Source organism: Arthrobacter halodurans, from assembly GCF_041877255.1.
Taxonomy (GTDB): domain Bacteria; phylum Actinomycetota; class Actinomycetes; order Actinomycetales; family Micrococcaceae; genus Arthrobacter_N; species Arthrobacter_N halodurans.
The window spans coordinates 42,258-67,524 of the sequence record NZ_JBHDLJ010000002.1 but is presented as its reverse complement, the minus strand read 5'-3'; the positions used below and the strand labels follow the sequence as shown (position 1 = coordinate 67,524).

Below are 25,267 nucleotides of genomic sequence, written 5' to 3'. Positions count from 1 at the left end.
ATGAGCGACGAGACTCCCGAAAACCCCGACTCCCCGGAGATCGAGGGACAGATCCTGCCGGCCGCGACGGTCGACAGGGTCGACCAGATCGACCTGCAGACCGAGATGCAGCGGTCCTACCTCGACTACGCCATGGCGGTCATCGTCGGCCGTGCGCTGCCCGACGTCCGGGACGGGCTGAAGCCCGTCCACCGCCGCGTGCTCTACGCGATGTTCGACGGCGGCTACCGCCCCGAGCGTTCGTACAACAAGTGTGCGCGCGTCGTCGGCGAGGTCATGGGGCAGTACCACCCGCACGGCGACACCGCCATCTACGACGCCTTGGTGCGCCTGATCCAGGACTGGACCATGCGCTACCCGCTCGCGCTCGGACAGGGCAACTTCGGCTCGCCCGGCAACGACGGCGCCGCGGCCCCCCGGTACACCGAGACCAAGATGGCGCCGCTGGCGATGGAGATGGTCCGGGACATCGACGAGGAGACCGTCGACTTCCAGGACAACTACGACGGCAAGAACCAGGAACCGACGATCCTGCCGGCGCGCTTCCCGAACCTGCTGGTCAACGGCTCCTCCGGCATCGCCGTGGGCATGGCCACCAACATCCCGCCGCACAACCTCCGCGAGGTCGCCGACGGCGTGCAGTGGTACCTGCAGAACCACGAGGCGACCAAGGAGGAGCTCCTCGAGGAGCTCCTGAAGCGCATCAAGGGCCCGGACTTCCCGACCGGGGCCCTGGTCCTCGGCCACAAGGGGATCGAGGACGCGTACCGAACCGGGCGCGGCTCCATCACCATGCGCGCCGTCGTCAACGTGGAGGAGCTGCAGGGCCGCACGTGCCTGGTGGTCACCGAGCTCCCCTACCAGGCGAATCCGGACAACCTGTCGATCAAGATCGCCGAACTGGTCAAGGACGGCAAGGTGCAGGGCATCGCGGACCTCCGCGACGAGACCTCGGGCCGCACCGGGCAGCGCCTCGTGATCGTGCTCAAGCGCGACGCCGTCGCCAAGGTCGTCCTGAACAACCTGTACAAGCACACCCAGCTGCAGGACAACTTCTCGGCGAACATGCTGGCGATCGTCGACGGCGTGCCGCGCACGCTCTCGCTGGACGCATTCATCCGCCACTGGGTGGCGCACCAGATCGACGTCATCGTGCGCCGGACCCAGTTCCGCCTGCGCAAGGCCGAGGCCGAGGCCCACATCCTCCGCGGACTGCTCAAGGCCCTCGACGCGCTCGACGAGGTCATCGCGCTGATCCGCGCGTCGAGCACCACGGAGGCGGCCCGCCTCGGGCTGATGGACCTGCTCGACATCGACGAGGATCAGGCACGCGCCATCCTCGACATGCAGCTGCGCCGGCTGGCGGCGCTGGAGCGCCAGAAGATCCAGGACCGGCACGCGGAGCTCGAGGTGATGATCACCGACTTCAAGGCGATCCTGGCCGATCCCGTCCGGCAGCGCTCGATCATCTCCCGCGAGCTCCAGGAGATCGTCGACAAGCACGGCGACGACCGGCGGACCAACATCCTCATGGGATACGACGGCGACATGTCGGTCGAGGACCTCATCCCCGAGGAGGAGATGGTCGTCACCATCACCCGAGGCGGCTACGTCAAGCGCACGCGCAGCGACAACTACCGATCGCAGAACCGCGGCGGCAAGGGCATCAAGGGCGCGCAGCTGCGCGGCGACGACGTCGTCGAGCACTTCTTCGTGACCACCACGCACAACTGGCTGCTCTTCTTCACCAACCACGGGCGCGTCTACCGGGCCAAGTGCTACGAGCTGGTCGAGGCGGGGCGCGACGCCAAGGGCCAGCACGTCGCCAACCTGCTGGCGTTCCAGCCGGACGAGCACATCGCGCAGGTCCTGGACCTGCGGGACTACCAGCAGGCCCCGTACCTGGTGCTGGCCACCCGCAACGGCCTGGTCAAGAAGACCCGGCTGGCTGACTACGACACCAACCGGTCCGCCGGCGTGATCGCGATCAACCTGCGCGACGGCGATGAGCTGGTCTCCGCGCAGCTGGTCTCGGAGACGGACGACCTGATGCTTGTCTCGCGCAAGGGGCAGTCGGTGCGGTTCACCGCCACGGACGAGGCGCTGCGCCCGATGGGGCGCAACACCTCCGGCGTGACGGGCATGAAGTTCCGTGGCGACGACGAACTCCTGGCCGCAGACGTGGTCACCGACGACTCGTTCGTGTTCGTGGTCACCGAGGGCGGCTACGCCAAGCGGACGTCGGTCGACGAGTACCGCATCCAGTCCCGCGGCGGCATCGGCATCAAGGTGGCCAAGCTCGCGGAGGACCGCGGCGACCTGATCGGCGCACTGATCGTCCAAGAGGAGGACGAGGTGCTCGTCGTGATGGGCGGCGGCAAGGTCGTGCGCTCCCGCGTCGAACAGGTCCCCGCCAAGGGACGCGACACCATGGGTGTCATCTTCGCGAAGCCGGACAAGAAGGACCGCATCATCGCCATCGCGAAGAACACCGAGCGCGGGCTCGGAGTCGACGCCGAAGACGATGCAGTACCGTTGGATCCAGACCAGAACCAGGCCGCGGCGGACGGCGAGCCGTCCGAGGGCGCCGTCCCGGAGTCCGGTGGGCCCGCGAGCGCCCCCGCCGGGTCCCCCGAGGAACCCACCGCTGCCGAGAACGACGGAGGTAATGCGTGAGCACCCCCAACAGCCCCCGCCCGGGCACGCCACGCCCGGGCGCGTCCGCGGGCCAGCGCCCGGCCGCTCCGCGCCAGGCGCCGTCGTCCGCCCAGCGTCCCGCGGCCGCGGGCCAGCGGCCGCCGGCCTCCGGGCAACGTCCCGCCGGCGCGGGGCAGCAGCGTCCCGCCGGCGCGGGGCAGCAGCGTCCCGCGGGCTCCGGCCAGCGCCCGCAGCAGCTGGTGCGGCCCGCGCCGAAGGCCAAGGTCCGCAAGGCCCGGTTGCTGATCAGCAAGGTCGATCCGTGGTCTGTCCTGAAGATGGCGTTCCTGCTGTCCGTGGCGCTGGGCATCGTGACCGTGGTGGCCTCGGTGGTGCTGTGGACCGTGCTGGACCTGACCGGAATCTTCGACCGGGTCAACGACCTGCTCCGCGAGGTGGCCGGAACGGAAAGCGCCTTCGACCTCAAGGAGCTGGCCTCCCTGGGCCAGATCGCCTCGTTCGCGACGATCATCGCCGTCGTGAACGTGGTCCTGCTGACCGCGTTGTCCATGCTCTCCGCCGTGCTGTACAACATCTCCTCGACGCTCGTCGGGGGCATCGGCGTCACCCTGACGGACGACTAGGGGCGTTGAGGGTCGGTTCCCCCCGCCGCGGCCCCGCCCGCCGGGGGGAACCGATTTGTTTAAGCGCCAAATCTTCGGGTAAAGTCATATCTCGTCCTGAAGGGACATCGAGGGCGTATAGCTCAGGCGGTTAGAGCGCTTCGCTGATAACGAAGAGGTCCCAGGTTCAAGTCCTGGTACGCCCACGGAATCCCTCCCTCCGGTCATCGACGAGGAGATCCCATGCGGAAGCTGCTGATCATGGCGGCAGCCGCTGTCGGAGTCCTCACGTACCGGAAGTGGAAGGTGACCGAAGCGGAGAAATCCGTGTGGAGCAAGTCGACGGACACCATCGACTAGGGCTTCCCACGGGGGCATGGCGCAATTGGTAGCGCACCTGCTTTGCAAGCAGGGGGTTAGGGGTTCGAGTCCCCTTGCCTCCACCGCGGAACGACAGGTCCCGGGCCATCGGCCCGGGACCTGTCGTGTTTCATCGGCGGGTCCGCTCGCCCCCACGACGCCATCGCCCGTGGACACCGGTCCCGGCCGCCCGACGTCGTGCCGGCGGGGCCACCGCCCCGCACGACGGCGGGGCGACACGGCGCGGCGCCGGGCGCACCTAGAGTGGTGCAGTGATCTTCCTTCTGGCGACCCTCGGGGTGCTGGGCGTCGCGGCGTCCGGGCCCATCATCGCGGCGACCCCCAGCGTCCCCCCGATGGCCATGGCGTTCTGGCGCAACGCCATCGGCGCCGTCGCCATGGCCGGCCCGGTCCTGGTGCGAAACCCCCGGACGCTCCGGGAGGCGGGGCGCCGCGAGTGGGGGTGGAGTGCCGTGGCTGCGGTGGCGCTCGCCCTGCACTTCGTCTGCTTCACCACGTCCATCCGCATGACGTCCGTGGCGGCGGCGACGGCCCTGGTGTGCCTGCAGTCGGCGTGGATCGCGCTGTTCCAGCGTCTCCTGGGGATCCGCCTGCCCGCACTGGCGACGCTCGGCATGGTCCTGGCGTTCCTGGGTGTCGTGCTCATCACGGGCTTCGACCTGGGGGGCTCCGAGGAGGCGCTCCGCGGGGATCTGCTCGCCATCGCGGGCGGAGCCCTCGCGGGCGCCTACACACTGGCCGGAAGCAAGGCCCGGGAGACCATGGCCACGGGCTCCTACACGACGCTCTGCTACGGGATGACCGCCGCAGTGCTTCTGGCGCTCTGCGTCGTCTTCCGGGAGCCGTTGTGGGGCTTCCCCCTCGAGGGATGGATCGGGATCCTGGCGCTGACGGTCTGCGCCCAGCTCATGGGGCACAGCATCTTCAACCACCTGCTGTCCTCGCTGGGCCCGCTGACGGTCTCCACGATCATCCTCCTGGAGATCCCCGGCGCGGCCATGCTGGCCGCCGTCTTCCTCGACGAGCAACTGCCGGCCGGAACCTACGCGGGGCTGGCGCTGATCATGCTCGGCCTCGCGGCCGTGGTCCGCGGCCAGGGGCGCGCCGCAGCCCTGCGGAGGACCGCGGAGCTGGGCGCCGACTAGCTGGCTGAGTACAACTAGCGCGGCGCTCAGACCCCGCCGCGGCGCACCGGCTGGGAACTGCGCGCCGTGTGGAGGTAGCGCAGCATCTTCGCCGGATAGTAGATGGACATGAAGATCAGCATGGGGATCTTCAGCACCGGCTTGTTGATCTGGTGGGCCTTGTAGGTCCTGTCGAACCGCGTGACGTAGTACCGGTAGTCCTTCGGAGAGTCCTCGAGGCGGCGGGCGGACATGCCGGAGACCATGCCGGGGACGTAACGGATCAGGAGGTCGTGGTCCGCCAGGTGCACCGAGATGTCGATGTCCTCGTGGAGCTCGTCGGCCTCGTCCCGGCAGACCTCCCCGGCGATGGTCTCCCACGCGGTCCGGCGCAGCGCCATGTTGGAGCCGAAGAGGAAGTGGTACTGCTTGTAGGCGACCTTCAGGACCAGCTGACGCATCCTGTCGTCGGCCTTGAGCCCCCAGCGCCTCATGGGCATGTCGTAGTAGACGACAGGTCCCGTGGCGCCCATGACCTCGGGGTCCGCGAAGGTGTCGGAGACCTGCTCCACCCAGTCGGGTTCCAGGATCGAGTCGGCGTCGATGCGCCCGAGGACATCCCCCGTGGCCTTGCCGAGACCGAAGTTGCGGGTCGGGATGAGTCCCTGCTCGCGGTCCTGACTCACCAGGATGATCGGCGCCTCGGGGTACTCCGCCTGCATCTGGCCGACGATGGCGGCCGTGGTGTCGCGCGACATGTTGTCGACCACGATGATCTCGTGGGCCGGAACGGTCTGGTAGATCGCGGCCACCAGGCACTGCCGGATGACGCTCTCCTCGTTGTACGCAGGAACAACGATCGAGACCGTCGGTTTCACGTTATTCACCTGGCCAATCTATCAGCGGCACGACGCGCGGGAGGGGAGGACCGCTGTCGCGGTCCTCCCCTCCTGGCGGCGGAGGGCCTTAGCTCTCCGTGGAATCCGCATCGGTCGACGTCGCCGCGCGGCGGCGGCTGGCCGTCTTGGGTCCCGGCTTCGGGGCATCGGCCCCCTCGGTGGCGTCGCCCGCGGCGGAGGGGTCTCCGGCCACGAGGTCGGCGTCGACACCCTCGGCGGCGGGGACCGCGGCCGGCAAGTCGGGTGCCGCGAGGTGCTCGCGCACCTCTTCGATGGTCGCCTTCGTCTCGGTGGACGCCGCGGCCGGAACCGGGGCGGTCTCGGCCGGGGCCGGAGACTTCCACGGGTCCTCGACGGGCTTGGAGGCCTTCCACGCCGCCACGCCGGCGGTCACCGCCGCGGCGATGATCCCGAAGATCAGGAAGCCGCGCTTGCGGCCCTTGCTGGCCTGCTGGCGCTTCAGCTGCTTGGCCGCGTGCTTCGTGGCCTCGGCGGTCGCCTTCTGGTAGCGCTTCAGCGCCTTCTTGTCACCCGTGAACGCGGCGACGGCCTCGTGCACCGGCTGCGGGATCCGGGCCGAGTCCAGGCGGCGCGCGGTGTAGTCCGCGGCATCGCCCAAGCGGGCGCTGGCGGCCGGGATGTAGTCGAAGACGACCACGTCGCGCGCGTGGTGCAGCGCCGGCGTCGCACGGTCGAGCGTGTGCTGAAGGCGCGGGGAAACGTCGTCGACGACCTGGGAGATCCTGGGGGCGACGCGATCGAGGCTGTCCTGGATCTTCGGCGTCACCTTGGCGACCCCGTCGGCCAGTTCGGAGGCTGCTCGGTGCAGGCCGTCCTGGATCTTCGGGGATGCCGTTTCGATGCCCTTTTCGAGGCGCGGCACCGCCCAATGGACGGCCGCTTCGACACGGGGAACCGCCCAATCGCGCGCGCCCTCCACGCCGGTGGCGACCGAGCCGCTCAGATCACGGGCAATGCGTTCTGTCTTCTTCACACGTTCCTCCCGAATTGTTGGAGTATTCGGGTTTAGCCTAACCGTTGCGTAACGGAGCGGCCATTCCCGGCGCGGCATACGTTGCCGCGCCGCCCGGTGTTCACTGTCCGCGTACCGGAGCGCTCCAGTGCGCCGCGGCCCCCGTGGAAGAATGGCCCCATGACTGCTATCCCTACGCACAAGGCCACCATCCACACCAACCACGGTGACATCGTGGTCGATCTCTTCGGCAACCACGCCCCTAAGACCGTCAAGAACTTCATCGGCCTCGCCACGGGCGAACAGAAGTGGGTCCACCCCGAATCGGGCGAAGAGCAGACCAACGTCCCCCTGTACGACGGCACGATCTTCCACCGCATCATCTCCGACTTCATGATCCAGGGCGGGGACCCGCTGGGGCAGGGCGTCGGCGGACCCGGCTACCGGTTCGACGACGAGATCAATCCGGATCTCGACTTCACCCAGCCCTACAAGTTCGCCATGGCGAACGCGGGGATCCAGATGGGCCGGGGCACGAACGGCTCGCAGTTCTTCATCACCGCCGCGCCCACCACGTGGCTCCAGGGCAAGCACACCATCTTCGGCGAGGTGAACGACGAGGCCTCCCGCGCCGTCGTCGACAAGCTCAACGCCGTGGCCACCGACGGCCGTGACAAGCCGCTCGAGGACGTCGTCATCAGCAACATCGACGTCGCCGCCGTCTAGGACCCGGCGGCCGCTTGCGCTGCGGCCGCACCCGGTCCGGTGCACGGGGACCCGTCCGGTCCATGAGAATCCGGACGGCATCCCGCGGACTCTCCCCGCGCCCGCGGAGCCTCCCGACGCTCCGCGGGCGCGGCCGGGGTTCCACGGGCGCCGGACCCGCCGAATCGGGTCCGGAAGGTCCCGCCCGCACCGACGGCCCGGATCGACCCACCACTTCCCACCAGGAGAAGCCTCCATGGCCTTCGGTCTTCCCGCACACCAGCCCGAGATGCAGGCGCCCGTGTGCCCGCGGCATCCCGACCGGCCGTCCTACGTCAGGTGCCAGCGGTGCGGTCGCCCGGCCTGCCCGGAATGCCAGCGGTCCGCGGCCGTGGGCATGCAGTGCGTCGAATGCGTCGCGGAATCGAACGCCGCGGTCAGGTCTCCCCGCACGGCCTTCGGCGGCACCGTCCGCGAGGGCAAGACGGTGGTCACGTTCTCGCTGATGGCCGCCTGCGTGGTGGTGTTCCTCGGCCAGTTCGCCATCCCGTCCCTGGAGCGGGAACTGCTCTACGCGGGCGTCTACACCGGCAGCGAGCCCTGGCGGATGCTCACGGCGACGTTCCTGCACTCGACCGGCTTCCTCATGCACATCGCCTTCAACATGTACGCGCTCTACGCCATCGGCCAGACGCTGGAACCGATGCTGGGGCGTCTCCGCTTCCTGGTCCTCTACCTCGTCTCCGGCTTCGGGGGTTCCGTCGCGGTCCTCCTTCTGGAGGATCCCCGGGTCGGAGTGGTGGGCGCCTCCGGCGCCGTGTTCGGCCTCTTCGGCGCACTGCTCGTGGTGATGAAGGCCCGCGGGGGCAACTACATGCCCATCCTGATCCTGATCGGCATCAACCTGGTCCTCGGTTTTCTGCCCGGGGTCAACATCTCGTGGCAGGCCCACCTCGGCGGGCTCGTCACGGGGGCCGCGGTATCCGCGGTCTTCGCCTACGCCCCGCGGGGGCCGCGCCGCGCCGTCGTCCAGTGGTCGGGCGTCGCCCTGATCGTGGCGGTGCTGCTGTTCCTCACCTGGTGGGGTTGGCAGCTGGTGCCGGGCAAGCTCTTCGACGCCGTCTAGCGGCTATCCGCCCGCCCCGCGGCTATCCGCCGGCGCCCGGCGGCGAATATTGCGGTCGGGCGCCCTCGCTGGCGCCTGGCCTCCGGCACGCGGCCCGCGCCGACGCTCGGCCTCCACCCGCCCTCCGGCACGCGGCTCGCGCCGACGCTCGGCCTCCACCCGCCCTCCGGCACGCGGCTCGCGCCGACGCTCGGCCTCCACCCGCCCTCCGGCACGCGGCTCGCGCCGACGCCCGGCTTCCACCCGCTTCGGTTCTTCGCGCAGCGCCCTGCGACGTCTCCTGGTCGCCGGCTCTTCGGCTAGGCCACCCCGCCCGGTGGAACCGTGCAGGCCATCGATTCGACGCGCGCCGTGCGGCCCGGCGGTCGACGAAGGGGCCGCTATCCACAGTCGTTGTCCACAGTGTTAATAACTGACACGGATGTGATTCACCGTCGGCCGGTCCCACGGATCCGCCGCAACTCCCGGTCAGGGGCACGCTCGTCCCCAGGAAGCTTGAAATCCCCAGCTTTTACCCACAGCTGTGGATAACTTAGTGCACAACCTGTGGGCATGTTGAAATAGCAAGCCAAAGTGCCCAATGTGATCTGAGTTACCCAGAAATCAGAGTTTTGAGTGAAAGTTTTCCCCAGTTGCTGGCCTTTTCCACGTTATCCCCAGCATTTATCCACATTGTTCACAACTTACATCCGTGTAGTTCACCCCTCCAACGTCCTCGCATCGGCCCCATGACGGCAAATAGAACATACTTACCAACAGACTTGTCCCCACCTGTGGATAACTCTGTTCACAGCATGTGCATTCAGCGCCCCTGTGGCCGGGGCCGCGGCTGCGTCGGATCCCGCCCGGCGGAGCCTCCGAGCGCGGCCAGGGACCGATGGCCGCCGCGGTCCACGGCACGCGGGCCACGGGCGACATCCGGCCTACGGCAGGGTACATTGGAATGAAAGCATTGGGATATGCCAATCACTAGGTTGGCCGAGCGCACGGCCCGACGATGCGCGAACAGAGGAGACCACGGATGGACTGGGAAAAGCGCCACATCACCGCCGAGGACGTCCGCGCGTGGAGCGTCCTCACGAACATCCTTGCGGCACACGACGACACCGACGAGACGTACGAGCCGGAGGATCTGGCCGAGGAGCTCGTGGAGACCGGCGTGGACCCGGTCCGGGACACCGTCGCGGTGTGGGACGGGGAAACCATGGTCGGCTTTGCCCAGGTGCGCGTCAACGACGGCCTGCGCGACGGGGTGGCCAAGGCCTCCATCGGCGGCGGCGTGCATCCGGACTACCGCGGCAGGGGACTGGGACGGGAGCTGATGGACGCGATGGAGCAGCGCGCCCGCGCGGTCGCCGCGGAGAAGCACCCGGGGGTCCCAGCGCTGGTCGAGGTCTGGGGCAACGCGCCGGGTTCGGGCGGCGCGCGGCTGGCGCAGGCGCGCGGCTACGATCCCGTCCGCTACTTCCGGGACATGCGGGTGGATCTCGACGGCTGGAAGGAACCGCGCCCCGGCCCCGACGGCACGGCGGAGACCGTTCCCTTCGCCGAGCGGCACGCCGAGGCCGTCCGGCGGGCGCACAACGAGGCCTTCGCCGACCACTGGGGTTCCACCCCGCGCTCGGAGCTGAAGTGGGCCGACATGCTCAAGGCCCGCAGCTTCCGTCCCGCCTACAGCCGGGTCGTCCTCTCACCCGAGCCCGGCGCGGATCCGGAGGACGCCGTCGACGCGTACCTGCTGAGCGGGGAGTGGGCCGCCGGCGAGCTCTACGTGATGCTCGTGGGCACGCGCCGGCGCGCCCGGGGCCGCGGGCACGCCGCGCGCCTGCTCGTCGACGTCATCCGGGACGCCAGGGACGCGGGCTACAAGATGGTCGACTTGGGCGTGGATTCGGAGAGCCCCACCGGGGCGGTGGGATTGTACGAGCGGGTCGGTTTCCGCGGAATCCGCACCCACGTCGTGTTGTCGCACGCGCTCTGACCCCCGGGACCGGGCGCGCGGCGCCGTATACGCACCGCGTCGCCCGGCATAGGCTGGGGCGATGACACGGCCCGAATCGGACCCCACGCGGCGCACGCTCCTCGCGGCGGGCGCCGCCTCGGCCTGCGCCGTCGTCCTGGCGGCCTGCGCGCGGACCGGCGCCGGGGACGGCGGGGCCGCCGGCCCGGACGCGGCCGGGACGGCCGCCACGCCCACGGACGGCCCGCGCGTGGACGGCACCGTCGCGGAGGGGTTGGACAACCCCTGGTCCATCGCTTTCCTCCCCGACGACACGGCGCTGGTCTCGGAGCGCGACACGGGCGTGATCCGCTCCATCGCCGCGGGAGCCGGCGGAGCGGGGCCATCCGGGGTCCCGCCGGTGCTCGGGGTGGTGCCCGGCGTCGTCCACGGCGGCGAGGGCGGCCTGCTGGGCCTCGTGGCCTCCCCGGACTTCGCCACCGACCGCCTGCTGTACGCCTACTTCACCGCGGGCGACGGGAACCGCGTGTCGCGCTTCGAGCTCGGACCGCAGGGACTGGGGGCCGAGCAGCCTGTCCTCACGCGCATCCCGTCCGCCGGCAACCACAACGGCGGGCGCATCAAGTTCGGCCCGGACGGGATGCTCTACGTCGGCACGGGCGATGCCGCGAACCGGGAAGCGTCCCAGGACCCGGATTCACCCGCCGGCAAGATCCTTCGCCTGGATCCCGCGGACGAACGCGTGACGCTGCCCGTCGAGGCCTCCGGAGGTCTTGCGCACACCTCCGGGCACCGCAACGTGCAGGGCCTGGCCTGGGATGCGGACGGTCGGATGTGGGCCACGGAGTTCGGTCCCGACCGCGACGACGAACTCAACCTCGTGGAGCCCGGCGCCAACTACGGCTGGCCCGCGGTGACGGGCGCCGAGGGCGAGGGCTACACCCCCGCGGTGCACGTGTGGCCGTCCACCGCGGACGCGTCGCCCAGCGCCCTGGCGATCGTCGAAGGCGTCGCCTACGCCGCCTGCTTGCGCGGGCAGCGGCTGTGGCGCCTGCCGCTGCCGGAACCGGGCCGGGAGACCGAGGCCGGCGGGACACTGCCGGGGGCCGCGGAGTTCCTCCGCGGCGGCTACGGCCGGCTGCGGGACGTCGTGGTGGCGCCGCGGGGAGCGGCCGCGGGGGACCGGCCCGAACTGTGGGTCGCCACCAACGAGGGCGGAGCGTCGCGGATCCTCCGCGTGACCCTTGCCGAAGGCGGCTGAGCGGCGCACACTGGATCGCCCGGGGGCGCGGAAGGCGGCCCCGGCCGACCACGAGGAGGGCGGGGCCATGACAGTCGATCCGACCGGACGAATCCGGCCGCGCGAGGGCGGCGTGGACCTGACCGTGCAGCGCTATTTCCAGTCGCCCATCGACGATGTCTGGGCCAGCGTCACGAGCAGCGAGCGGACGGCACTCTGGTTCGGCCCGTGGTCGGGCGACGGCAGGCCCGGCGGCCGCGTCGTGGTGACCATGACCGCGGAGGACGGCGAACCGACCGCCCACCTGGAGGTCCTTGCCTGCGAACCGCCGCACCGGCTGGAGCTGGCGATGAAGGACGAGCATGGGACGTGGGACCTGGAGTTGCGGCTTAGGCGGGACGACGGCGGCACCACGGTCCAGATCGTCCAGCATCTGGAGCGGCGTGCCGGGATCGGCGAGATCGGACCCGGCTGGGAGTTCTACCTCGACCGGCTTGCGGCGAGCCGCGTGGAGAGCCCCATGCCGGACTTCGCGGACTACTATCCCGGCATGCGCGAGTACTACGAGTCGCTGTAGGCAGGCGGGACGGCGTCGGCGGGGCGGGGACGCCGCGGACGGGGCCTTGGCCGTGAACAACCCGCACTACGGCATGGAGGCACACCGGCATGGAGACCCCGCGGACACCCCCGGCCCACAGCTGGAACGCGTCGCTGCTGGACCAACTGGCCTGGCATTGGCGCAGCCAACTGCGGCCCCGCCTGGACGGACTGAGCGACGACGAATACCTGTGGGAGCCCGCCGCGGGCGCCTGGAGCGTCCGTCCCCGCGGGGCGGCGTCGCCGGACTACCCCGGGGCCGTGGCGGTGGGCGCCGGCGACCTCGTGATTGACTTCGCGTTTCCGGAGCCCCGGCCCGCGCCGGTGACCAGCATCGCCTGGCGGCTGGGGCACCTCGTGGTGGGGGTGTTCGGCGCGCGCAACGCGGCGCACTTCGGCGGACCCGAGGTCCGGTACGAAACCCACGACTACGCCGCCACGGCGGACGGCGCACTCGCCCAGCTGGACGCGGCATACGGGCGCTGGCACGACGGCGTCCTGGGGCTCGGGGAGGAGGGTCTCCTGCGTCCCTGCGGGCCGGCGGAGGGGCCGTGGGCGGAGGCCCCGCTGGCCGATCTGGTGCTGCACATCAACCGCGAGGCGATCCACCACGGCGCGGAGATCGCGCTGCTGCGGGACCTGTACGCGCACCGGCCCTAACCGGTTCCGCGGGCTCCGCGCGGGGCGTCAGCCCTTCGGGACCGGCGGGCCGAGGACGAGCAGGACGGCGGTCACGACGGCGACGAAGACCACGCCGGCGACGGCCGCCGGGATCGGGTGCCGCAGACACAGGGCCTGCGCCCGCTCGATCGGGCCCTGCGGGTGCTGGCCCCCGGGCGCCAGCCGCCAGCCGCCCTCAAGCAGGCCGCGCCGTTCCGCGTCGCGCTCGAACGGGACCGTGCAGAACGGAACCACCGCCGAGGCCAGGCCGGCGACGCCGCGTCCGAACGACCAGCGCTGGTTGACCCACACGAAGCAGGTGACGACGCAGTAGGCGATGAACACGACGCCGTGAATCGGACCGAAGACCGGCACCAGGGCCTCGGTGACGCCGGAGTACTTCAGGACCATGCCCAGGATCAGCAGGGCCCAGGTGAACATCTCCGCCAGCGCCAGCGCGCCGTAGAGCCTCTTCGGCGGGAGCCTGGTCGCGGATGGGGCGGGTCGGGTCTCGGTCATGGTGTCCTTTCGTCCACCATCCAGCATGTCACGGCCCGCCGTAGGCTGGGTCCATGAACGATGCGACGACGGACACAACACGCGCCCCGGCCGCCGGTCCGGGACACCGGCCGGTGGCGCTGGTCACGGGCGTGGGACGCTCGGTGGGACTCGGTGCGGCGATCGCCCGGGCGCTGGCCGCCTCCGGCTGGGACCTCGCCCTGGCGTCGTGGGGTGCCTACGACGCCCGCATGGCCTGGGGGGAGAGCCCGGCGGACGGGCCGGCCCTCGCCGAGGAGTTGGAGGCCACGGGCGCGCGCGTGGTCCTGGCGCAGGAGGACCTGCGGGACCCGGCGGCCCCGGAACGCCTCTTCGCGGCCGCCGCGGAGCTGGGTCCGGTCTCGGCGCTCGTGCTCTCGCACTGCGAGTCCGTGGACTCCTCGCTGGTGGACACGGAGATCGAGTCCTTCGACCGGCACTTCGACGTCAACGCGCGCGCGTCGTGGCTCCTGGTCCGGGCCTTCGCCGCGCAGTTCCCCACCCAGCTGCACGGCAGCGGACGGATCGTGGCGCTGACCAGCGACCACACCGTCGGCAACCTGCCCTACGGCGCCAGCAAGGGCGCGCTGGACCGCATCGTGCTCGCGGCCGCGCGGGAGCTCGGCGCGCTGGGCGTCAGCTCCAACGTCGTGAACCCCGGACCCGTGGACACGGGCTGGATGGACGACGCGACCCGCGCGGCCCTGGCCGCGCGCCAACCCGGCGGGCGGCTGGGCACGCCCGCGGACGTGGCCGGCGTCGTGTCGTTCCTGCTTTCCCCGCCCGGCGGCTGGGTCAACGGCCAGCTGCTCCACGCGGACGGCGGCTTCTCCGCCTGAACCCGGCGTCCCCGGCGGGTTTGCCGGAGCATCGGGACGCCGGGCGGACCCTGGCGGCGCCGTCGTGCGGTCCCCGGACGCTAGTCCTGGTGGAGCTGGACGAAGTTGCCGACGGTGTCGTCCAGGACGACCGAAACGCCGGAGGGGTCCTCGGCCGGTTCGCCCTGGAAGACCACGCCCTGGCCGCGGAGCCGCTCGTAGGCCGCGGCGACGTCGGGGACGCCGAACACGATGGCGGGCATCCCCAGGGCGTGCAGTCCCTCCATGTAGGCCTTGGCCACCGGGTGGTCGCTCGGCTCGAGGAGGAGACCCGTGGCCATCCCCGCGTCCCGGGACCGCACGATGTAGAGGTTGTGCTCCGGCATCGCCATGAGCGTGTCGAAGCCGAGCACCGAGGTGTAGAACGCGTGCGCCTTGGCCGGGTCGGTGACGTGGATGGAGGCCATTTTCACGCGCACGGGAGCGCCTTCCGCCGGCATGCCGCTAGCGCCAGCGCGTGGTCATCACGAAGCCCACCATCGCGAGACCGAAGCCGATCACGATGTTCCAGCCCCCGGCCACGACGATGGGCAGCAGGCCCTGGGAGATGTAGTAGACGATGATCCACAGCAGGCCCAGCAGCATCAGGCCGAACATCACCGGCTTGTACCAGACGGGCAACGGCTTGTAGTCGGCGGTTCCGGTGGCCGGCTCGGCGGCTCGGCGCGCCTTGCGGCGCGTCTTCGACTCTGGCACTGCGTCTCCTGACGTCGCGCGCCGGAACTATCCGCGGATCCGGCCGCTGGGCGATATTGTGGCTGGTGGGGCCCGATGGCGCGAACCGCCGGCCGGGCACCGATGGTGCCTCAATAGTAGCGGGTGCCGGACGCGGCGTGCCGGATACCGGGACGCCGCGCGACGGTGCGGACCGAGGGAGACGCAGTGCGGGCGGAAACGGCGAACGGGGACGGCGGTGGCGCGGCGCGGCGCATCGCCGGCGTGCTCGGCGAACTGCTGATCACGTGCGGGTTGATCGTGCTGCTCTTCGTCGCCTGGGAACTGTGGTGGACCAACCTGGAGGCCGACCGCAAGCAGGACGCCGCGACCTCCGCGCTGGTGCGGCAATTCGGCGACGTCCCCCTGCCCGAGCGGCCGTCCGCGCGTCCGCCCGCGGGGACGGCCGGCCCCGAGGCGCCCTCCTCGGCAGGCCCCCAGGCGCCGGCCGCAGCCGACCCCGGAGCGTCCTCGAAAGCCGACCGGGAGGAGTTCGGGGCGCCGCCCGCGGCCCGCCTCGACCTCGACGGAGCGACCTTCGCGGTCATGTACATCCCCCGCTTCGGCGAGGACTTCGCGCGGCCCGTGACCAACGGGGTCGGCCTGGACGTGCTGAACAACCTGGGCATCGGCCACTACCCTTCGACGCAACTGCCGGGCGAGAAGGGGAACTTCGCGGTCGCGGCGCACCGCCAGACCCACGGCCAGGTGTTCTACGACATCGACAAGCTCGGCGCGGGGGACCGGATCTACGTGCAGACGCGCGAGGGCTTCTACACCTACGCCTACCGCTCCACGGAGATCGTGCACCCGACGCGCTCGGAGGTCCTCCTGCCCGTGCCGCACCGTCCGGGGGCCGAGCCGACCACGTCCATCCTGACCCTGACGAGCTGCGATCCTCCGTTCAGCACCGCGATGCGCATCATCGCGTACGCGGAGCTCGAGTCCTGGCGGCCCGCGTCGAGCGGTCCGCCCGCCGACATCGCCAACGCCGTCGCCCACACCCTCGCCGGATAGGAGGAACGCACCGTGTACGCCTGGATCTTCCGCCACCTGCCCGGCCCGCTGTGGGTCCGCATCCTGATTTCGCTGGTGATGATCGCCGCCGCCATACTTGTCCTGATGGAATACGTCTTTCCGTGGGCCAACCAGTTCAGCCCCTGGACCGATTCGACGATTGGCTTGGTGCTCCCCCGATGACCGCCCCCGCACGGATCCTGGTGATCGACAACTACGACAGCTTCGTGTACACGCTGGTCGGCTACCTGCAGGAGCTCGGAGCCGAGACCACCGTCGTGCGCAACGACGACGTCACGCTGGCCGAGGCCATCGAGCTGGCCGCGGCGCGCGACGGCGTGCTCGTCTCGCCCGGCCCGGGCAACCCGGCCGAGGCCGGCGTGTGCAAGGAACTCATCCGCTGGTGCGGCGGAGCGAAGAAGCCGATGCTGGGCATCTGCCTGGGACACCAGGCCCTTGCCGAGGAGTTCGGCGGGACGGTGACGCACGCCGAGGAACTGATGCACGGGAAGACCTCGCTCATCCACCACGGCGGCCACGCCGTGTTCCGCGACGTCTCCGACCCCTTCACGGCCACCCGCTACCACTCGCTCGCCGCCCTGCGGGAGACGATCCCTGCCGAGCTGGAGATCATCGCCGAAACCGAGGGCGGCGTGGTCATGGGGCTGGCGCACCGAGAGGCACCGCTCTGGGGATTGCAGTTCCACCCCGAGTCGGTCCTCACCGAGGGTGGCTACCAGATGCTGGGCAACTGGCTGGAGTCCCTCGGGGTGCGCGGGGCGGCGGCACGCGCGGCGTCGCTGAGCCCGCTCATCAAGGACTAGCCGGCCCGCTCAGGGACGGTTGCGCCCGGGCGCCGCGCCGGCCTTCCCGGCCGAATCCGCGGAGGATCCGGACCGATTCGACCGGTCCCGCGATTCACCGGCGTCCTTCGACGCGGGTTCGCTGGCCGCGGAATCCCCGGATCCTGGTTCGTCGGCGTCCGGTTCGCCGGCGGCCGGCTCGCTGGCGGCCGGTTCGCTGGGTGCCGTTTCGCTGGGCGTGGGTTCGTCGGACGACGGCGGTGCGGGCGACTCGCTGTCCGCGTCCTCACTCGGCGCCGCCGGGGGGGCCTTGGCCACCGTGACCGTGACGACGCCGCCCTGCGGGAGGTCCGTCCCGGCCTCGGGCTCCTGGCGCGTGATCGTGCCCGGCTCCAGGACCGTGTTCACCACCTCGCGTACGTCCAGGCGCAGCTGGACGGCCTCGTCCCCGAGGACCTCGCGGGCCTGCTCCACCGTCAGGTCGTCGTCGATGAGGTTCGGCACCGTGACGTTGCCGGTCGAGAGCACCAGGTCCACGGTGCTCCCGGACTTCACCTGCTCGCCCAGGCGCGGATTCGTGTCGATGAGGCGGTCCCCGGGGACGGTGGAGCTGTTGGCCGTCCCGACGTCGCCCACGACGAGCCCCAGCTGCTCCAGCTCGCTGCGCACGGAGGCCTCGGTCTGGCCCGCGAGCTCGCTCGGTAGCGTCATCTGCTCCGGTCCCTTGGAGATCAGCAGGGTCACCTCGGACTGCACGCGCGCCGCCTCGGTGGCGGCGGGGTCCGTGCCCACGGCCAGCCCGGAGCCGATCGAGTCGTGGAAGACCTCCTCGGTGATGGGGATCAGATTCGCCGACAGGAGCGCGTTCTGCGCCTCGGTCAGCGTCAGGTTCGCGACCGACGGCACGGCCACGGTGGCGGTTCGCGCGCGCTCCTGCTGCGTCCACGTCCAGAGGAACCACGCGCCTGTGGCGAGGACGACGACGGCGACGATCGCGAAGACCGTCATCCACGCCCCCTTGCGGCGGCGCTCGTCGTGGCGGAACGCCTCCAGCTGGGCCCGCTCGTCGTCGCGCTCCTCCAGCGAGGCGAGACCCAGCGGGAGGGACCCGCGGGGCGGCTCCGGCCCCGCATCGTTCGGCGTTTCCGAGGCCGCCGCGCCGGCGGCCAACGCCGCGGCACCGAACCGCCGTGTCGTGTGTCCCGCGTCGGTCGCCGGACCGGTCAGGGCGTCGGCGGGGGCGTCCGTGACGGCGACGGCGCCCATCGCGCGCGTGTCCGGAGCGGACACGGCCAGGGCGGCCGTGGCGTCGCCGAGGTCTCCCGGGATCTCCGCTCCCGCCAGCCCCGCCGCGAGCGCCCTGCCGAACGCGGCGGCGTCCTGGTAGCGGTCTTCGCGGTCCTTGCGGAGCGCGGTCGCGATGACCCGGTCCAGCGCGGGCCCGACGTCGGGGTTGAAGTCGCTGGGCGGCGCCGCGTCCTCGCCCACGTGCTGGTACGCGACGGACACGGGACTGTCGCCGATGAAGGGCGGCCGTCCCGCCAGGAGTTCGTAGAGCAGGCAGCCCGCGGAGTAGAGGTCGCTGCGGGCATCGACGGTCTCGCCGCGCGCCTGCTCGGGCGAGAGGTACTGCGCGGTGCCCACGACCGCCTGCGTCTGCGTCATGGTCGCGCCGGAGTCGGCCATGGCCCGGGCGATCCCGAAGTCCATCACCTTCACGGCGTCCTCGCCCGTGACCATGACGTTCGCGGGCTTGATGTCCCGGTGGACGATCCCCTTGCGGTGGCTGTACTCCAGCGCCTTGAGGACCCCCAGCGTGTAGCGGCCGGCCGACTCGACCGTGATCTCGCCGGCGCGGAGCAGGTCGCGGAGGGTGCGCCCCTCCACGTACTCCATGACGATGAAGGGGGCGCGCACGTCGTGGTCGGCGGCGCCCTCGACCTCCTCCTCGCCGGTGTCGTACACGGCGACGATGGAGGGGTGGTTCAGTCCCGCGACGGCCTGCGCCTCGCGGCGGAACCGCGCCTGGAACATCGGGTCGCGCGCCAGGTCGCTGCGCAGCAGCTTGATCGCGACCTCCCGTCCCAGGCGCAGGTCCCGGCCGTGGTGCACGTCGGCCATGCCGCCGCGCCCGATCAGCTCGCCGACGTGGTACCGCCCGTTGAGGATGCGGGGCTTCGTCACGGTGTCCCTTCGTTCACCGGCGCCTAGCCTTCCTCGGCGGGCGGCGTGGACGTTGGCGGCACCGACTCGGAGGCGGACGCCGATGCCGATGCCGTCGGCGACGGCGTGGGCGTCGGGGTCGGGGTCGGGGTGGGCGTGGGCGACGGTGTGGGCGTCGGGGTGGGTGTGGGGCTCGGCTCGGCCGGTCCCTCCGAGAGGACGTACTGGACCTCGGAGCCCGGATCCAGCTCGGTTCCCTCAGCCGGCTCGACGCTCACGACCGTGTTGGCCGGCTGCTCGCTGGGCACCGTGCCGCCGCTAACCGGCACCAGGCCGGCCTCGCGGATCGCCGCGGCGGCCTCGCGTTCCCCCAGCCCCACGAGGCCCGAGGGCACGGCCACCTGGTCGGCGGGGACGGCGTAGACGAGGTTGACCGTGGCCCCGCGGTTCAGCTCGCCCGTCGGGGAGACGTCGAGGACCGTGTTCTCCGGCTCGTCGCTCTCCTGGGGCTCGTCGGTGACCGCGAAGCCGAGCGCGGTGAGGCGCGCCCGGGCGTCCTCGAGGCTGGCCCCGAGGTATTCGTTGGCGTTGACCGTCACCGTCTCGACCGGCGCGGGGGCAGATGTCCGGGGCGCCTCGCTCGTCGGTGCCGAGGACGACGACGACGCGCTGCTCGATGCCGACGTGGACGGCGAGGCCGAGACGCTCGGCGGCGCGGTGGTCGGCCCCGGATCGTCGTCGCCGGCGGTGAGCAGCGGCAGCAGCCACGCGCCGAGGACGGCGAAGAGGACCAGCGCGATGAGCACGATCAGCGGCAAGGTCCAGGGGCTGCGCCGCTTGCGCTGCTCCTCGGCGTCCGCCGCCGCGTCCTCGGGTTCCGCGGCCTCGTCGTCGTCCGGGTCCCAGCCGCGGCTGGCGCCCACGACGGAGTCGGCGTCGTCTTCCCGCGACGCCGCAGCGGCACCCACCGCGGCGCCGGCCGCGGCGGCCCCGACCACGGGCAGGGCGCTGGTGCTCGGTGCGGAGGATCCGTTGCCCGCCGTCGTGGGGTGGGCCTGCGTGGCCACGTCGTCGACTCCGACGGCGGCCGTCGGGGAGGTGTCGGCCTCGAACAGGAGCATCCCCGGCACGGCGGCCTCGGCGGCCTTGATGTTGCCGGCGCGGATCGCGTCGGCGGCCTCGGCCAGCTTGGTGGCGTTTGCCGGGCGGTCGGAGGGGTTCTTGGCCAGCATGGACATCAGCAGGGCGCGCACGGGGGCGGGAATGGAGTCCGGCAGCGGCGGCGGGGTGTCGTTGACCTGCGCGAGGGCGATCGCGATCTGCGATTCCCCGGAGAAGGGGCGGCGCCCGGCGAGGCACTCGTAGCCGATGACGCCGAGCGAGTAGATGTCGCTGGATCCGGTCGCCTGCTGCCCGGTGGCCTGTTCCGGCGCGAGGTACTGGGCGGTGCCCATGACCTGGCCCGTCGCCGTCAGCGGCACCTGGTCCGCGATCCGCGCGATCCCGAAGTCGGTGATCTTCACCCGGCCGTCCGGGAGGATCAGCAGGTTCCCGGGCTTCACGTCCCGGTGGACCAGGCCCTGGGCGTGCGCGGCGGCCAGGGCGCGCGCCGTCTGGCTGATGATCGAGAGGGCGCGGTCCGGGGACATGACCTTCTCCCGCTCGATTAGCGCGGAGAGCGGCTGGCCGGGCACCAGTTCCATGACCAGGTAGGCCGATCCGCCCTCCTCCCCGTAGTCGAAGACGTTCGCGATGCCGCTGTGGTTCAGGAGCGCGGTGTGGCGGGCCTCGGCGCGGAACCGCTGGAGGAAACCGGGGTCACCGGTGTACTCCTCCTTGAGGACCTTGATGGCGACCGTGCGCCCGAGGATCTGGTCCCGGGCCTTCCAGACCTCGCCCATGCCGCCGATGGCGATGCGGTCGGTCAGCTGGAATCGTCCGCCCAGGGTGATTCCGGATGTTGGCCTCACTTGTTGAACACCGCCTCTAGGATCTTCTTCATGTTGGGACTGGTCAGCGTGCGGCCTGTCGCGTAGTCGATCTTCTCGACCACGATGGTGACGGCGACCTGCGGGTCGTCGGCCGGGGCGAACCCCGTGATCCACGAGTTCACCAGGTCGGAGTCGCCGATCTCGGCGGTGCCGGTCTTCGCCGCGATGTCCAGGCCGGGGATGTCCGCGGACGCCGCGGTGCCGCCGTCGAGCGGCCCGCGCATCAGCTCGGTGACCTGGTCCGCGACCTCCTTCGACGTCGCCGTGCTGAACTCCTCGGGCTGCGTCTCCTCCAGGACCCGAAGGTCCGGGGCGACCACCTTGCGCACCAGGTTCGGCTTCATGATGACCCCGTCGTTGGCGATGCCCATGGCGACCATGTTCATCTGCAGCGGCGTGGCCTTGACGTCGAACTGGCCGATGGCCGACTGGGCCAGCTGGGCGTCCGTCAGCTCCGCGGGGAACACGCTCGGCGTGACCCGCAGCGGGGTCTGCAGCTGCTGGCCGAAGCCGAAGCGCTCGGTGACGTCGCGCAGCGCGTCCTGCCCGACCGTCTGGCTGATCTCCACGAACGGCGTGTTGCAGCTCTGCGCGATGATGAAGCTCAGCGTCGCCTGCGGCTGCTGGACGCAGATGCCCTCGCCGAAGTTGCTGAGCTGGGCGCTGGAGCCGGGCAGCGTGACGGTGGCGGGGTTGTCGATCACGGTCTCGAGGTCGTATTCGCCCGACTCCAGGGCCGCGACGACGTCGAGGATCTTGAACGTGGACCCCGGGGGGATCAGGTGGCCGATCGCGGGGTTGATGTTCGGGCTCAGGCCCGGCGTCTTGAGGATCTCCTGCATGTTCGCGGCGGCCCGGCCCGTGCTGTGCACGGCGAGGTCGTTGGTGTCGTAGCTCGGCTTGGACACCATCGCGAGGATGTTGCCGGTGCTCGGCTCGGAGACGATCGCCGTGGCCTGGACGCCGTCGGGCAGGATGTCGTAGACCTCGCGCTGCAGCTCGTCGTCGATGGTCAGCTCCACCGAGGCCCCCTCGTTGGTGCCGCCGGAGAGCAGGGCGACCATGCGGTCGTAGAACTGGCTGTCGCTCTGCCCCGTGAGCTCCTCGTTCATCACGGATTCCAGGTGCCGCGAGCCGAAGGCCAGCGAGTAGAACCCGGTGAGGTGAGCGTAGAGCTCGGGGTCGTTGTAAACGCGCTGGAAGTCGAACTGCCCCTCGGACTCCACGGACTCGGCGACCGGCTCGCCGTCCACGAGGATGGCGCCGCGCGCGAGGTCGAAGTCGCGGAAGAGCTGTCGGTTGTTCAGCGAGTTCGCGTTCAGCTCCTCGGCCGCGAAGAACTGGATGTAGCTCAGCGAGCCCAGCACCAGCACGAAGAGCGCCATGATGGCGATCCAGACGTTGCGGATGGCCTGGTTCATGGGGTGCCCCCTTCGGTGGCGGCGGACTGGCGGCCGGGTCGTGCCGACGGCGCCGAGGTGGCCTGGTCGACGTCGGACGTCGGCCCGACGACGGCGGGGCGCCGCGCGTTGTGCGAGACCAGCAGGAGCAGGGCCACGATGATCCAGTTGGACAGCATGGAGGAGCCTCCCGCGGACATGAACGGCGTCGTGAGGCCGGTCAGCGGGATCAGGCGCGTCACGCCCCCCATGACGACGAAGCACTGCAGCGCGATGGTGAAGGACAGTCCGGCAGCGAGCATCTTGCCGAACGCGTCGCGGGTGCCCAGCGCGGCGCGCATGCCGCGGCTGACGAGCAGCACGTACAGCAGGACGACGGCGGTGAGGCCGATGAGGCCGAGCTCCTCGCCGAGGGCGGCGACGATCATGTCGGAGTTCGCCAGCGGGACGAAGTCCGGCCGGCCGTTGCCGATCCCGGTCCCGGCCAGGCCCCCGTTGGCGAGGCCGAAGAGCCCCTGGACGATCTGCCGGCTGCCTCCGTACTGGCGGTCGTAGATCTCCGGGTCGAACGCGTTGAGCCAGGAGTCCATGCGCAGCGACACGTGGGACATGAAGCGCGCGGCGAGCACCCCGGCGACCGCGATCATGCCCAGGCCGATGAGGATCCAGCTGATCCGGGCCGTGGCCACGTAGATCATGACCATGAACAGGCCGAAGAAGAGGATCGAGGATCCGAGGTCGCGCTGGAAGACCAGCACGCCGATGCTGACCAGCCAGGCGAGGACCATGGGGCCCAGGTCGCGGGCGCGGGGGAATTGCAGCGGGCCGAACTTGCGTCCCGCGAGCAGGATCAGGTCCCGGTTGCTGGAGAGGTAGCCGGCGAAGAAGATCGAGAGCGTGATCTTGGCCAGCTCGCCGGGCTGGAAGGAGAACGGGCCGAGGCCCACCCAGATGCGGGCGCCGTTGATCTCCACGCCCACGCCCGGGATGAGCGGCATGAGGAGCAGCGCGGCGCTGACGGCCAGGAAGATGTAGGTGGCGCGGCGCAGCACGCGGTGGTCGCGGATCGCCCAGAGCGTGATCATGGCGGCGGTCATCGCCACGCCGGTCCACAGCAACTGTCGGGTGGCGGCGGTGCCGTCGTTGACCAGGTCCAGGCGGTGGATCATGGCCAGGCCGATCCCGTTCAGGGCCACCACGCAGGGCAGGATGATCGGATCGGCGTAGCGGGCCCAGATGCGCAGCACCACGTGCATGGCGACGGCGAGGCCGGCGAGGATGGCACCCTGGGTCGCGAAGTCGGGGTCGAGCCCGTCCGGGTTGCTGAGGCTCACCAGGTAGTTGGCGCCCACGCCGACGGCGAGGGCGAGCATCAGCAGGACAAGTTCGGTGTTGCGGCGGGCGACCGGCGCGGTCTGGACGTCCATCACGGTGCCACCTCCTCGCAGTAGGGGGGCACGTCGGGCGTGGGGGTGTCGGAGCCGGGCGCGGCGGGCACCACTACGGGGCAGGCCTGTTTGGCGCTGATGAGCAGGTCGCCCACGATGTCCTGCGCGTGCCGCAGGTCGCGGGCGGGCAGCGACGAGGTGAGGCGCTGCTGCGTGTAGGCGGGAAGCGCGTCGAGCGGGATGTCCGTGACGGTGTCGACGCGGGAAAGCGGGACGAAGCCCAGGTCTTGGGAGATGCCGTTGAAGATGGCCACCTTGCCGCCGTAGTTTCCGACGTAGTACTGCGTCTGGGTCCACGCGTAGCCGAACCAGAGCACGGAGGCGAGGATGAGCGACATGAAGGCCAGGAACGCGGGGATCAGCCAGGAGCGGCGCGGGCCGCGGTGGTCGTCGGCCGGCACGGCGTCGTCCTCGGACGGCAAGGCCGCCTTATGGGTGAGGATGGCCGCCGCGCGCTTCTGGGCCGAGCGCTGGGTCACCATGGGGATCTGCCCGCTCAGGGTGGCCAGGGCCGCGGAGCCGACGAGAGCGTGGGGGCGGTGGGCCATCTCGTGGCGGATGATGGCCGCGCTCGCCTCGAGGTCCCCGTTCTGGGCGATCTGCAGCGTGCCGGTGTCGGGGGCGGCGGCGTCGTCCGTGGTGGGCAGGGGCGCCGGGGTCGCGGGGTCGTCCTCGACCACCTCCACCATGACGATGGTGACGTTGTCGGGAGAGCCGTTGGCGAGCGTCACGTCCACCAGGTCGTCGACCGTCTCCTGCAGCGACGCCGTGCCGCGCACGATGCGTTCCGTGACGGTGTCCGGGACGACGGCGTTGAGGCCGTCGGAGCACAGCAGCCAGCGTTCGCCCGGCTGGACCGGGAACTGGGCGATGTCCAGCTCCGGGCTGGCGTCGGAGTCGCCGAGCACGCGCATCAGGACGTTCTTGTGGGGGTGCGTCTCGGCCTCCTCCGGCCGGAGGCGCCCCTCGTCCACGAGGCGCTGCACGAACGTGTGGTCCTTGCTGACCTGCTCGAAGACGCCGTCCTTCAGCCGGTAGGCGCGCGAGTCGCCGATGTGGGCGTACTGGAAGCGGTCCCCGGTCAGGAGCAGGGCCGTGACGGTCGTGCCCATGCCCGAGAGTTTCGGGTTGGCGCTGACGAGTTCGTTGAGGATCGAGTTCGCGGTCTGGATCTCGTCCGGGAGCACGGTCTCGGCGTCGGCGGCCGGGGTGTCCTGGTCCAGGTGCACGAGGTCCAGGACCGCGGACGCCGAGGCGACGTCGCCGCCGACGTGTCCGCCCATGCCGTCGGCGACCACCGCAAGGTACCGCCCGGCATAGCCGGAGTCGTCGTTCTTGGCGCGGACCTTTCCCACATCGGACCGTGCCGCGAACCGCAGCGTGAGAGCCAT

At 70.9% G+C, this 25,267-nt stretch carries 24 protein-coding genes and 2 tRNA genes; 16 read left to right on the top strand and 10 right to left on the bottom strand.

Annotated elements, in window-relative coordinates; genetic code table 11:
* The 6 genes from gyrA to ACETWP_RS02650 all read left to right on the top strand — a co-directional run bounded on the left by gyrA (position 1) and on the right by ACETWP_RS02650 (position 4,786).
* Positions 1 to 2,676 (top strand): DNA gyrase subunit A, encoded by a 2,676-nt coding sequence (gene gyrA / locus ACETWP_RS02675; RefSeq protein ID WP_373970650.1) that lies wholly within the window; start codon positions 1 to 3, stop codon positions 2,674 to 2,676.
* The gene (locus ACETWP_RS02670; protein WP_373970649.1) at positions 2,673 to 3,281 is read left to right on the top strand and encodes a DUF3566 domain-containing protein; all 609 of its coding nucleotides are present in this window, start codon (positions 2,673 to 2,675) and stop codon (positions 3,279 to 3,281) included. Before gyrA ends, ACETWP_RS02670 begins: the two co-directional genes overlap by 4 nt.
* Before the next feature lie 111 nt (positions 3,282 to 3,392).
* Positions 3,393 to 3,466: transfer RNA gene (locus ACETWP_RS02665), tRNA-Ile, on the top strand.
* Between the two features lie 37 nt (positions 3,467 to 3,503).
* On the top strand, positions 3,504 to 3,620 hold the full coding sequence (locus ACETWP_RS02660) for a DLW-39 family protein (protein WP_373970648.1): 117 nt from the start codon (positions 3,504 to 3,506) through the stop codon (positions 3,618 to 3,620).
* 10 nt (positions 3,621 to 3,630) lie between these two features.
* Positions 3,631 to 3,703 (top strand) — tRNA-Ala (locus ACETWP_RS02655).
* 189 nt (positions 3,704 to 3,892) lie between these two features.
* On the top strand, positions 3,893 to 4,786 hold the full coding sequence (locus tag ACETWP_RS02650; protein WP_373970647.1) for a DMT family transporter: 894 nt from the start codon (positions 3,893 to 3,895) through the stop codon (positions 4,784 to 4,786).
* 26 nt (positions 4,787 to 4,812) lie between these two features.
* Here the strand turns inward: ACETWP_RS02650 and ACETWP_RS02645 are convergent, their stop codons facing one another.
* Together ACETWP_RS02645 and ACETWP_RS02640 are read right to left on the bottom strand one after the other, a co-directional pair.
* Positions 4,813 to 5,652: a glycosyltransferase family 2 protein gene (locus ACETWP_RS02645; RefSeq protein ID WP_373970646.1), complete on the bottom strand. Its 840-nt coding sequence runs from the start codon at positions 5,650 to 5,652 to the stop codon at positions 4,813 to 4,815.
* Positions 5,653 to 5,731: 79 nt separating this feature from the next.
* Entirely contained in the window at positions 5,732 to 6,658 is a 927-nt protein-coding gene (locus ACETWP_RS02640; protein WP_373970645.1) for a hypothetical protein, read from the bottom strand.
* Between the two features lie 159 nt (positions 6,659 to 6,817).
* On the opposite strand from ACETWP_RS02640, the gene ACETWP_RS02635 reads away from it, so the two are divergent.
* The 6 genes from ACETWP_RS02635 to ACETWP_RS02610 all read left to right on the top strand — a co-directional run bounded on the left by ACETWP_RS02635 (position 6,818) and on the right by ACETWP_RS02610 (position 12,925).
* Positions 6,818 to 7,363 carry a peptidylprolyl isomerase gene (locus tag ACETWP_RS02635; protein WP_373970644.1) on the top strand — a complete coding sequence of 182 codons (546 nt, stop codon included), beginning with the start codon at positions 6,818 to 6,820 and terminating at the stop codon, positions 7,361 to 7,363.
* Between the two features lie 235 nt (positions 7,364 to 7,598).
* Positions 7,599 to 8,468 carry a rhomboid family intramembrane serine protease gene (locus tag ACETWP_RS02630; RefSeq protein WP_373970643.1) on the top strand — a complete coding sequence of 290 codons (870 nt, stop codon included), beginning with the start codon at positions 7,599 to 7,601 and terminating at the stop codon, positions 8,466 to 8,468.
* Between the two features lie 1,021 nt (positions 8,469 to 9,489).
* Positions 9,490 to 10,449 carry a GNAT family N-acetyltransferase gene (locus tag ACETWP_RS02625; RefSeq protein WP_373970642.1) on the top strand — a complete coding sequence of 320 codons (960 nt, stop codon included), beginning with the start codon at positions 9,490 to 9,492 and terminating at the stop codon, positions 10,447 to 10,449.
* 61 nt (positions 10,450 to 10,510) lie between these two features.
* Positions 10,511 to 11,689: a PQQ-dependent sugar dehydrogenase gene (locus ACETWP_RS02620; protein WP_373970641.1), complete on the top strand. Its 1,179-nt coding sequence runs from the start codon at positions 10,511 to 10,513 to the stop codon at positions 11,687 to 11,689.
* Positions 11,690 to 11,756: 67 nt separating this feature from the next.
* Positions 11,757 to 12,245 (top strand): SRPBCC family protein, encoded by a 489-nt coding sequence (locus ACETWP_RS02615; protein ID WP_373970640.1) that lies wholly within the window; start codon positions 11,757 to 11,759, stop codon positions 12,243 to 12,245.
* An 89-nt stretch (positions 12,246 to 12,334) separates the two neighbouring features.
* Positions 12,335 to 12,925: a DinB family protein gene (locus ACETWP_RS02610; protein WP_373970639.1), complete on the top strand. Its 591-nt coding sequence runs from the start codon at positions 12,335 to 12,337 to the stop codon at positions 12,923 to 12,925.
* A gap of 27 nt (positions 12,926 to 12,952) precedes the next feature.
* On the opposite strand, the gene ACETWP_RS02605 is transcribed toward ACETWP_RS02610, so the two are convergent.
* Positions 12,953 to 13,444, bottom strand: coding sequence for a DUF3817 domain-containing protein (locus ACETWP_RS02605; protein WP_373970638.1), 492 nt, complete (start codon positions 13,442 to 13,444; stop codon positions 12,953 to 12,955).
* A gap of 53 nt (positions 13,445 to 13,497) precedes the next feature.
* On the opposite strand from ACETWP_RS02605, the gene ACETWP_RS02600 reads away from it, so the two are divergent.
* Positions 13,498 to 14,301, top strand: a complete 804-nt coding sequence (locus ACETWP_RS02600) for an SDR family oxidoreductase (protein ID WP_373970637.1) — start codon at positions 13,498 to 13,500, stop codon at positions 14,299 to 14,301.
* A gap of 80 nt (positions 14,302 to 14,381) precedes the next feature.
* Here the strand turns inward: ACETWP_RS02600 and ACETWP_RS02595 are convergent, their stop codons facing one another.
* Both ACETWP_RS02595 and ACETWP_RS02590 read right to left on the bottom strand, forming a co-directional pair.
* Positions 14,382 to 14,759 (bottom strand): VOC family protein, encoded by a 378-nt coding sequence (locus ACETWP_RS02595; protein WP_373970635.1) that lies wholly within the window; start codon positions 14,757 to 14,759, stop codon positions 14,382 to 14,384.
* A 25-nt stretch (positions 14,760 to 14,784) separates the two neighbouring features.
* Complete coding sequence (locus tag ACETWP_RS02590; RefSeq protein WP_373970633.1) at positions 14,785 to 15,036, bottom strand: cell division protein CrgA; 252 nt, start codon at positions 15,034 to 15,036, stop codon at positions 14,785 to 14,787.
* Positions 15,037 to 15,222: 186 nt separating this feature from the next.
* Between ACETWP_RS02590 and ACETWP_RS02585 the strand changes: the two genes are divergently transcribed.
* Genes ACETWP_RS02585 through ACETWP_RS02575 form a run of 3 tightly spaced genes read left to right on the top strand, consistent with a single transcriptional unit; the run spans position 15,223 to position 16,895 of the window.
* Entirely contained in the window at positions 15,223 to 16,071 is an 849-nt protein-coding gene (locus ACETWP_RS02585) for a class E sortase (protein ID WP_373970632.1), read from the top strand.
* A gap of 12 nt (positions 16,072 to 16,083) precedes the next feature.
* Complete coding sequence (locus tag ACETWP_RS02580) at positions 16,084 to 16,254, top strand: hypothetical protein (RefSeq protein ID WP_373970631.1); 171 nt, start codon at positions 16,084 to 16,086, stop codon at positions 16,252 to 16,254.
* Positions 16,251 to 16,895, top strand: coding sequence for an anthranilate synthase component II (locus ACETWP_RS02575; protein ID WP_373970630.1), 645 nt, complete (start codon positions 16,251 to 16,253; stop codon positions 16,893 to 16,895). The genes ACETWP_RS02580 and ACETWP_RS02575 overlap by 4 nt, the downstream gene beginning before the upstream one ends.
* 9 nt (positions 16,896 to 16,904) lie before the next feature.
* Here the strand turns inward: ACETWP_RS02575 and pknB are convergent, their stop codons facing one another.
* From pknB to ACETWP_RS02550, 5 genes are read right to left on the bottom strand one after another with little or no spacing between them, the layout of a single operon-like run.
* A complete protein-coding gene (gene pknB, locus ACETWP_RS02570) occupies positions 16,905 to 19,058 on the bottom strand; it encodes a Stk1 family PASTA domain-containing Ser/Thr kinase (protein WP_373970629.1) in 2,154 nt (717 codons plus the stop codon).
* A 23-nt stretch (positions 19,059 to 19,081) separates the two neighbouring features.
* Positions 19,082 to 21,007: a protein kinase domain-containing protein gene (locus ACETWP_RS02565; RefSeq protein WP_373970628.1), complete on the bottom strand. Its 1,926-nt coding sequence runs from the start codon at positions 21,005 to 21,007 to the stop codon at positions 19,082 to 19,084.
* A complete protein-coding gene (locus tag ACETWP_RS02560; RefSeq protein ID WP_373970627.1) occupies positions 21,004 to 22,449 on the bottom strand; it encodes a peptidoglycan D,D-transpeptidase FtsI family protein in 1,446 nt (481 codons plus the stop codon). Before ACETWP_RS02560 ends, ACETWP_RS02565 begins: the two co-directional genes overlap by 4 nt.
* A complete protein-coding gene (locus ACETWP_RS02555) occupies positions 22,446 to 23,858 on the bottom strand; it encodes an FtsW/RodA/SpoVE family cell cycle protein (protein ID WP_373970626.1) in 1,413 nt (470 codons plus the stop codon). The genes ACETWP_RS02560 and ACETWP_RS02555 overlap by 4 nt, the downstream gene beginning before the upstream one ends.
* A complete protein-coding gene (locus tag ACETWP_RS02550) occupies positions 23,855 to 25,267 on the bottom strand; it encodes a PP2C family protein-serine/threonine phosphatase (RefSeq protein ID WP_373970625.1) in 1,413 nt (470 codons plus the stop codon). Before ACETWP_RS02550 ends, ACETWP_RS02555 begins: the two co-directional genes overlap by 4 nt.

Excerpts from the sequence above, each read along its gene's own strand:
- gyrA (WP_373970650.1), top strand. The coding sequence starts at position 1 with ATGAGCGACGAGACTCCCGAAAACCCCGACTCCCCGGAGATCGAGGGA.
- ACETWP_RS02660 (WP_373970648.1), top strand. The coding sequence starts at position 3,504 with ATGCGGAAGCTGCTGATCATGGCGGCAGCCGCTGTCGGAGTCCTCACG.
- ACETWP_RS02635 (WP_373970644.1), top strand. The coding sequence starts at position 6,818 with ATGACTGCTATCCCTACGCACAAGGCCACCATCCACACCAACCACGGT.
- ACETWP_RS02630 (WP_373970643.1), top strand. The coding sequence starts at position 7,599 with ATGGCCTTCGGTCTTCCCGCACACCAGCCCGAGATGCAGGCGCCCGTG.
- ACETWP_RS02625 (WP_373970642.1), top strand. The coding sequence starts at position 9,490 with ATGGACTGGGAAAAGCGCCACATCACCGCCGAGGACGTCCGCGCGTGG.
- ACETWP_RS02620 (WP_373970641.1), top strand. The coding sequence starts at position 10,511 with ATGACACGGCCCGAATCGGACCCCACGCGGCGCACGCTCCTCGCGGCG.
- ACETWP_RS02615 (WP_373970640.1), top strand. The coding sequence starts at position 11,757 with ATGACAGTCGATCCGACCGGACGAATCCGGCCGCGCGAGGGCGGCGTG.
- ACETWP_RS02610 (WP_373970639.1), top strand. The coding sequence starts at position 12,335 with ATGGAGACCCCGCGGACACCCCCGGCCCACAGCTGGAACGCGTCGCTG.
- ACETWP_RS02605 (WP_373970638.1), bottom strand. The coding sequence starts at position 13,444 with ATGACCGAGACCCGACCCGCCCCATCCGCGACCAGGCTCCCGCCGAAG.
- ACETWP_RS02600 (WP_373970637.1), top strand. The coding sequence starts at position 13,498 with ATGAACGATGCGACGACGGACACAACACGCGCCCCGGCCGCCGGTCCG.
- ACETWP_RS02575 (WP_373970630.1), top strand. The coding sequence starts at position 16,251 with ATGACCGCCCCCGCACGGATCCTGGTGATCGACAACTACGACAGCTTC.
- ACETWP_RS02560 (WP_373970627.1), bottom strand. The coding sequence starts at position 22,449 with ATGAACCAGGCCATCCGCAACGTCTGGATCGCCATCATGGCGCTCTTC.
- ACETWP_RS02550 (WP_373970625.1), bottom strand. The coding sequence starts at position 25,267 with ATGGCTCTCACGCTGCGGTTCGCGGCACGGTCCGATGTGGGAAAGGTC.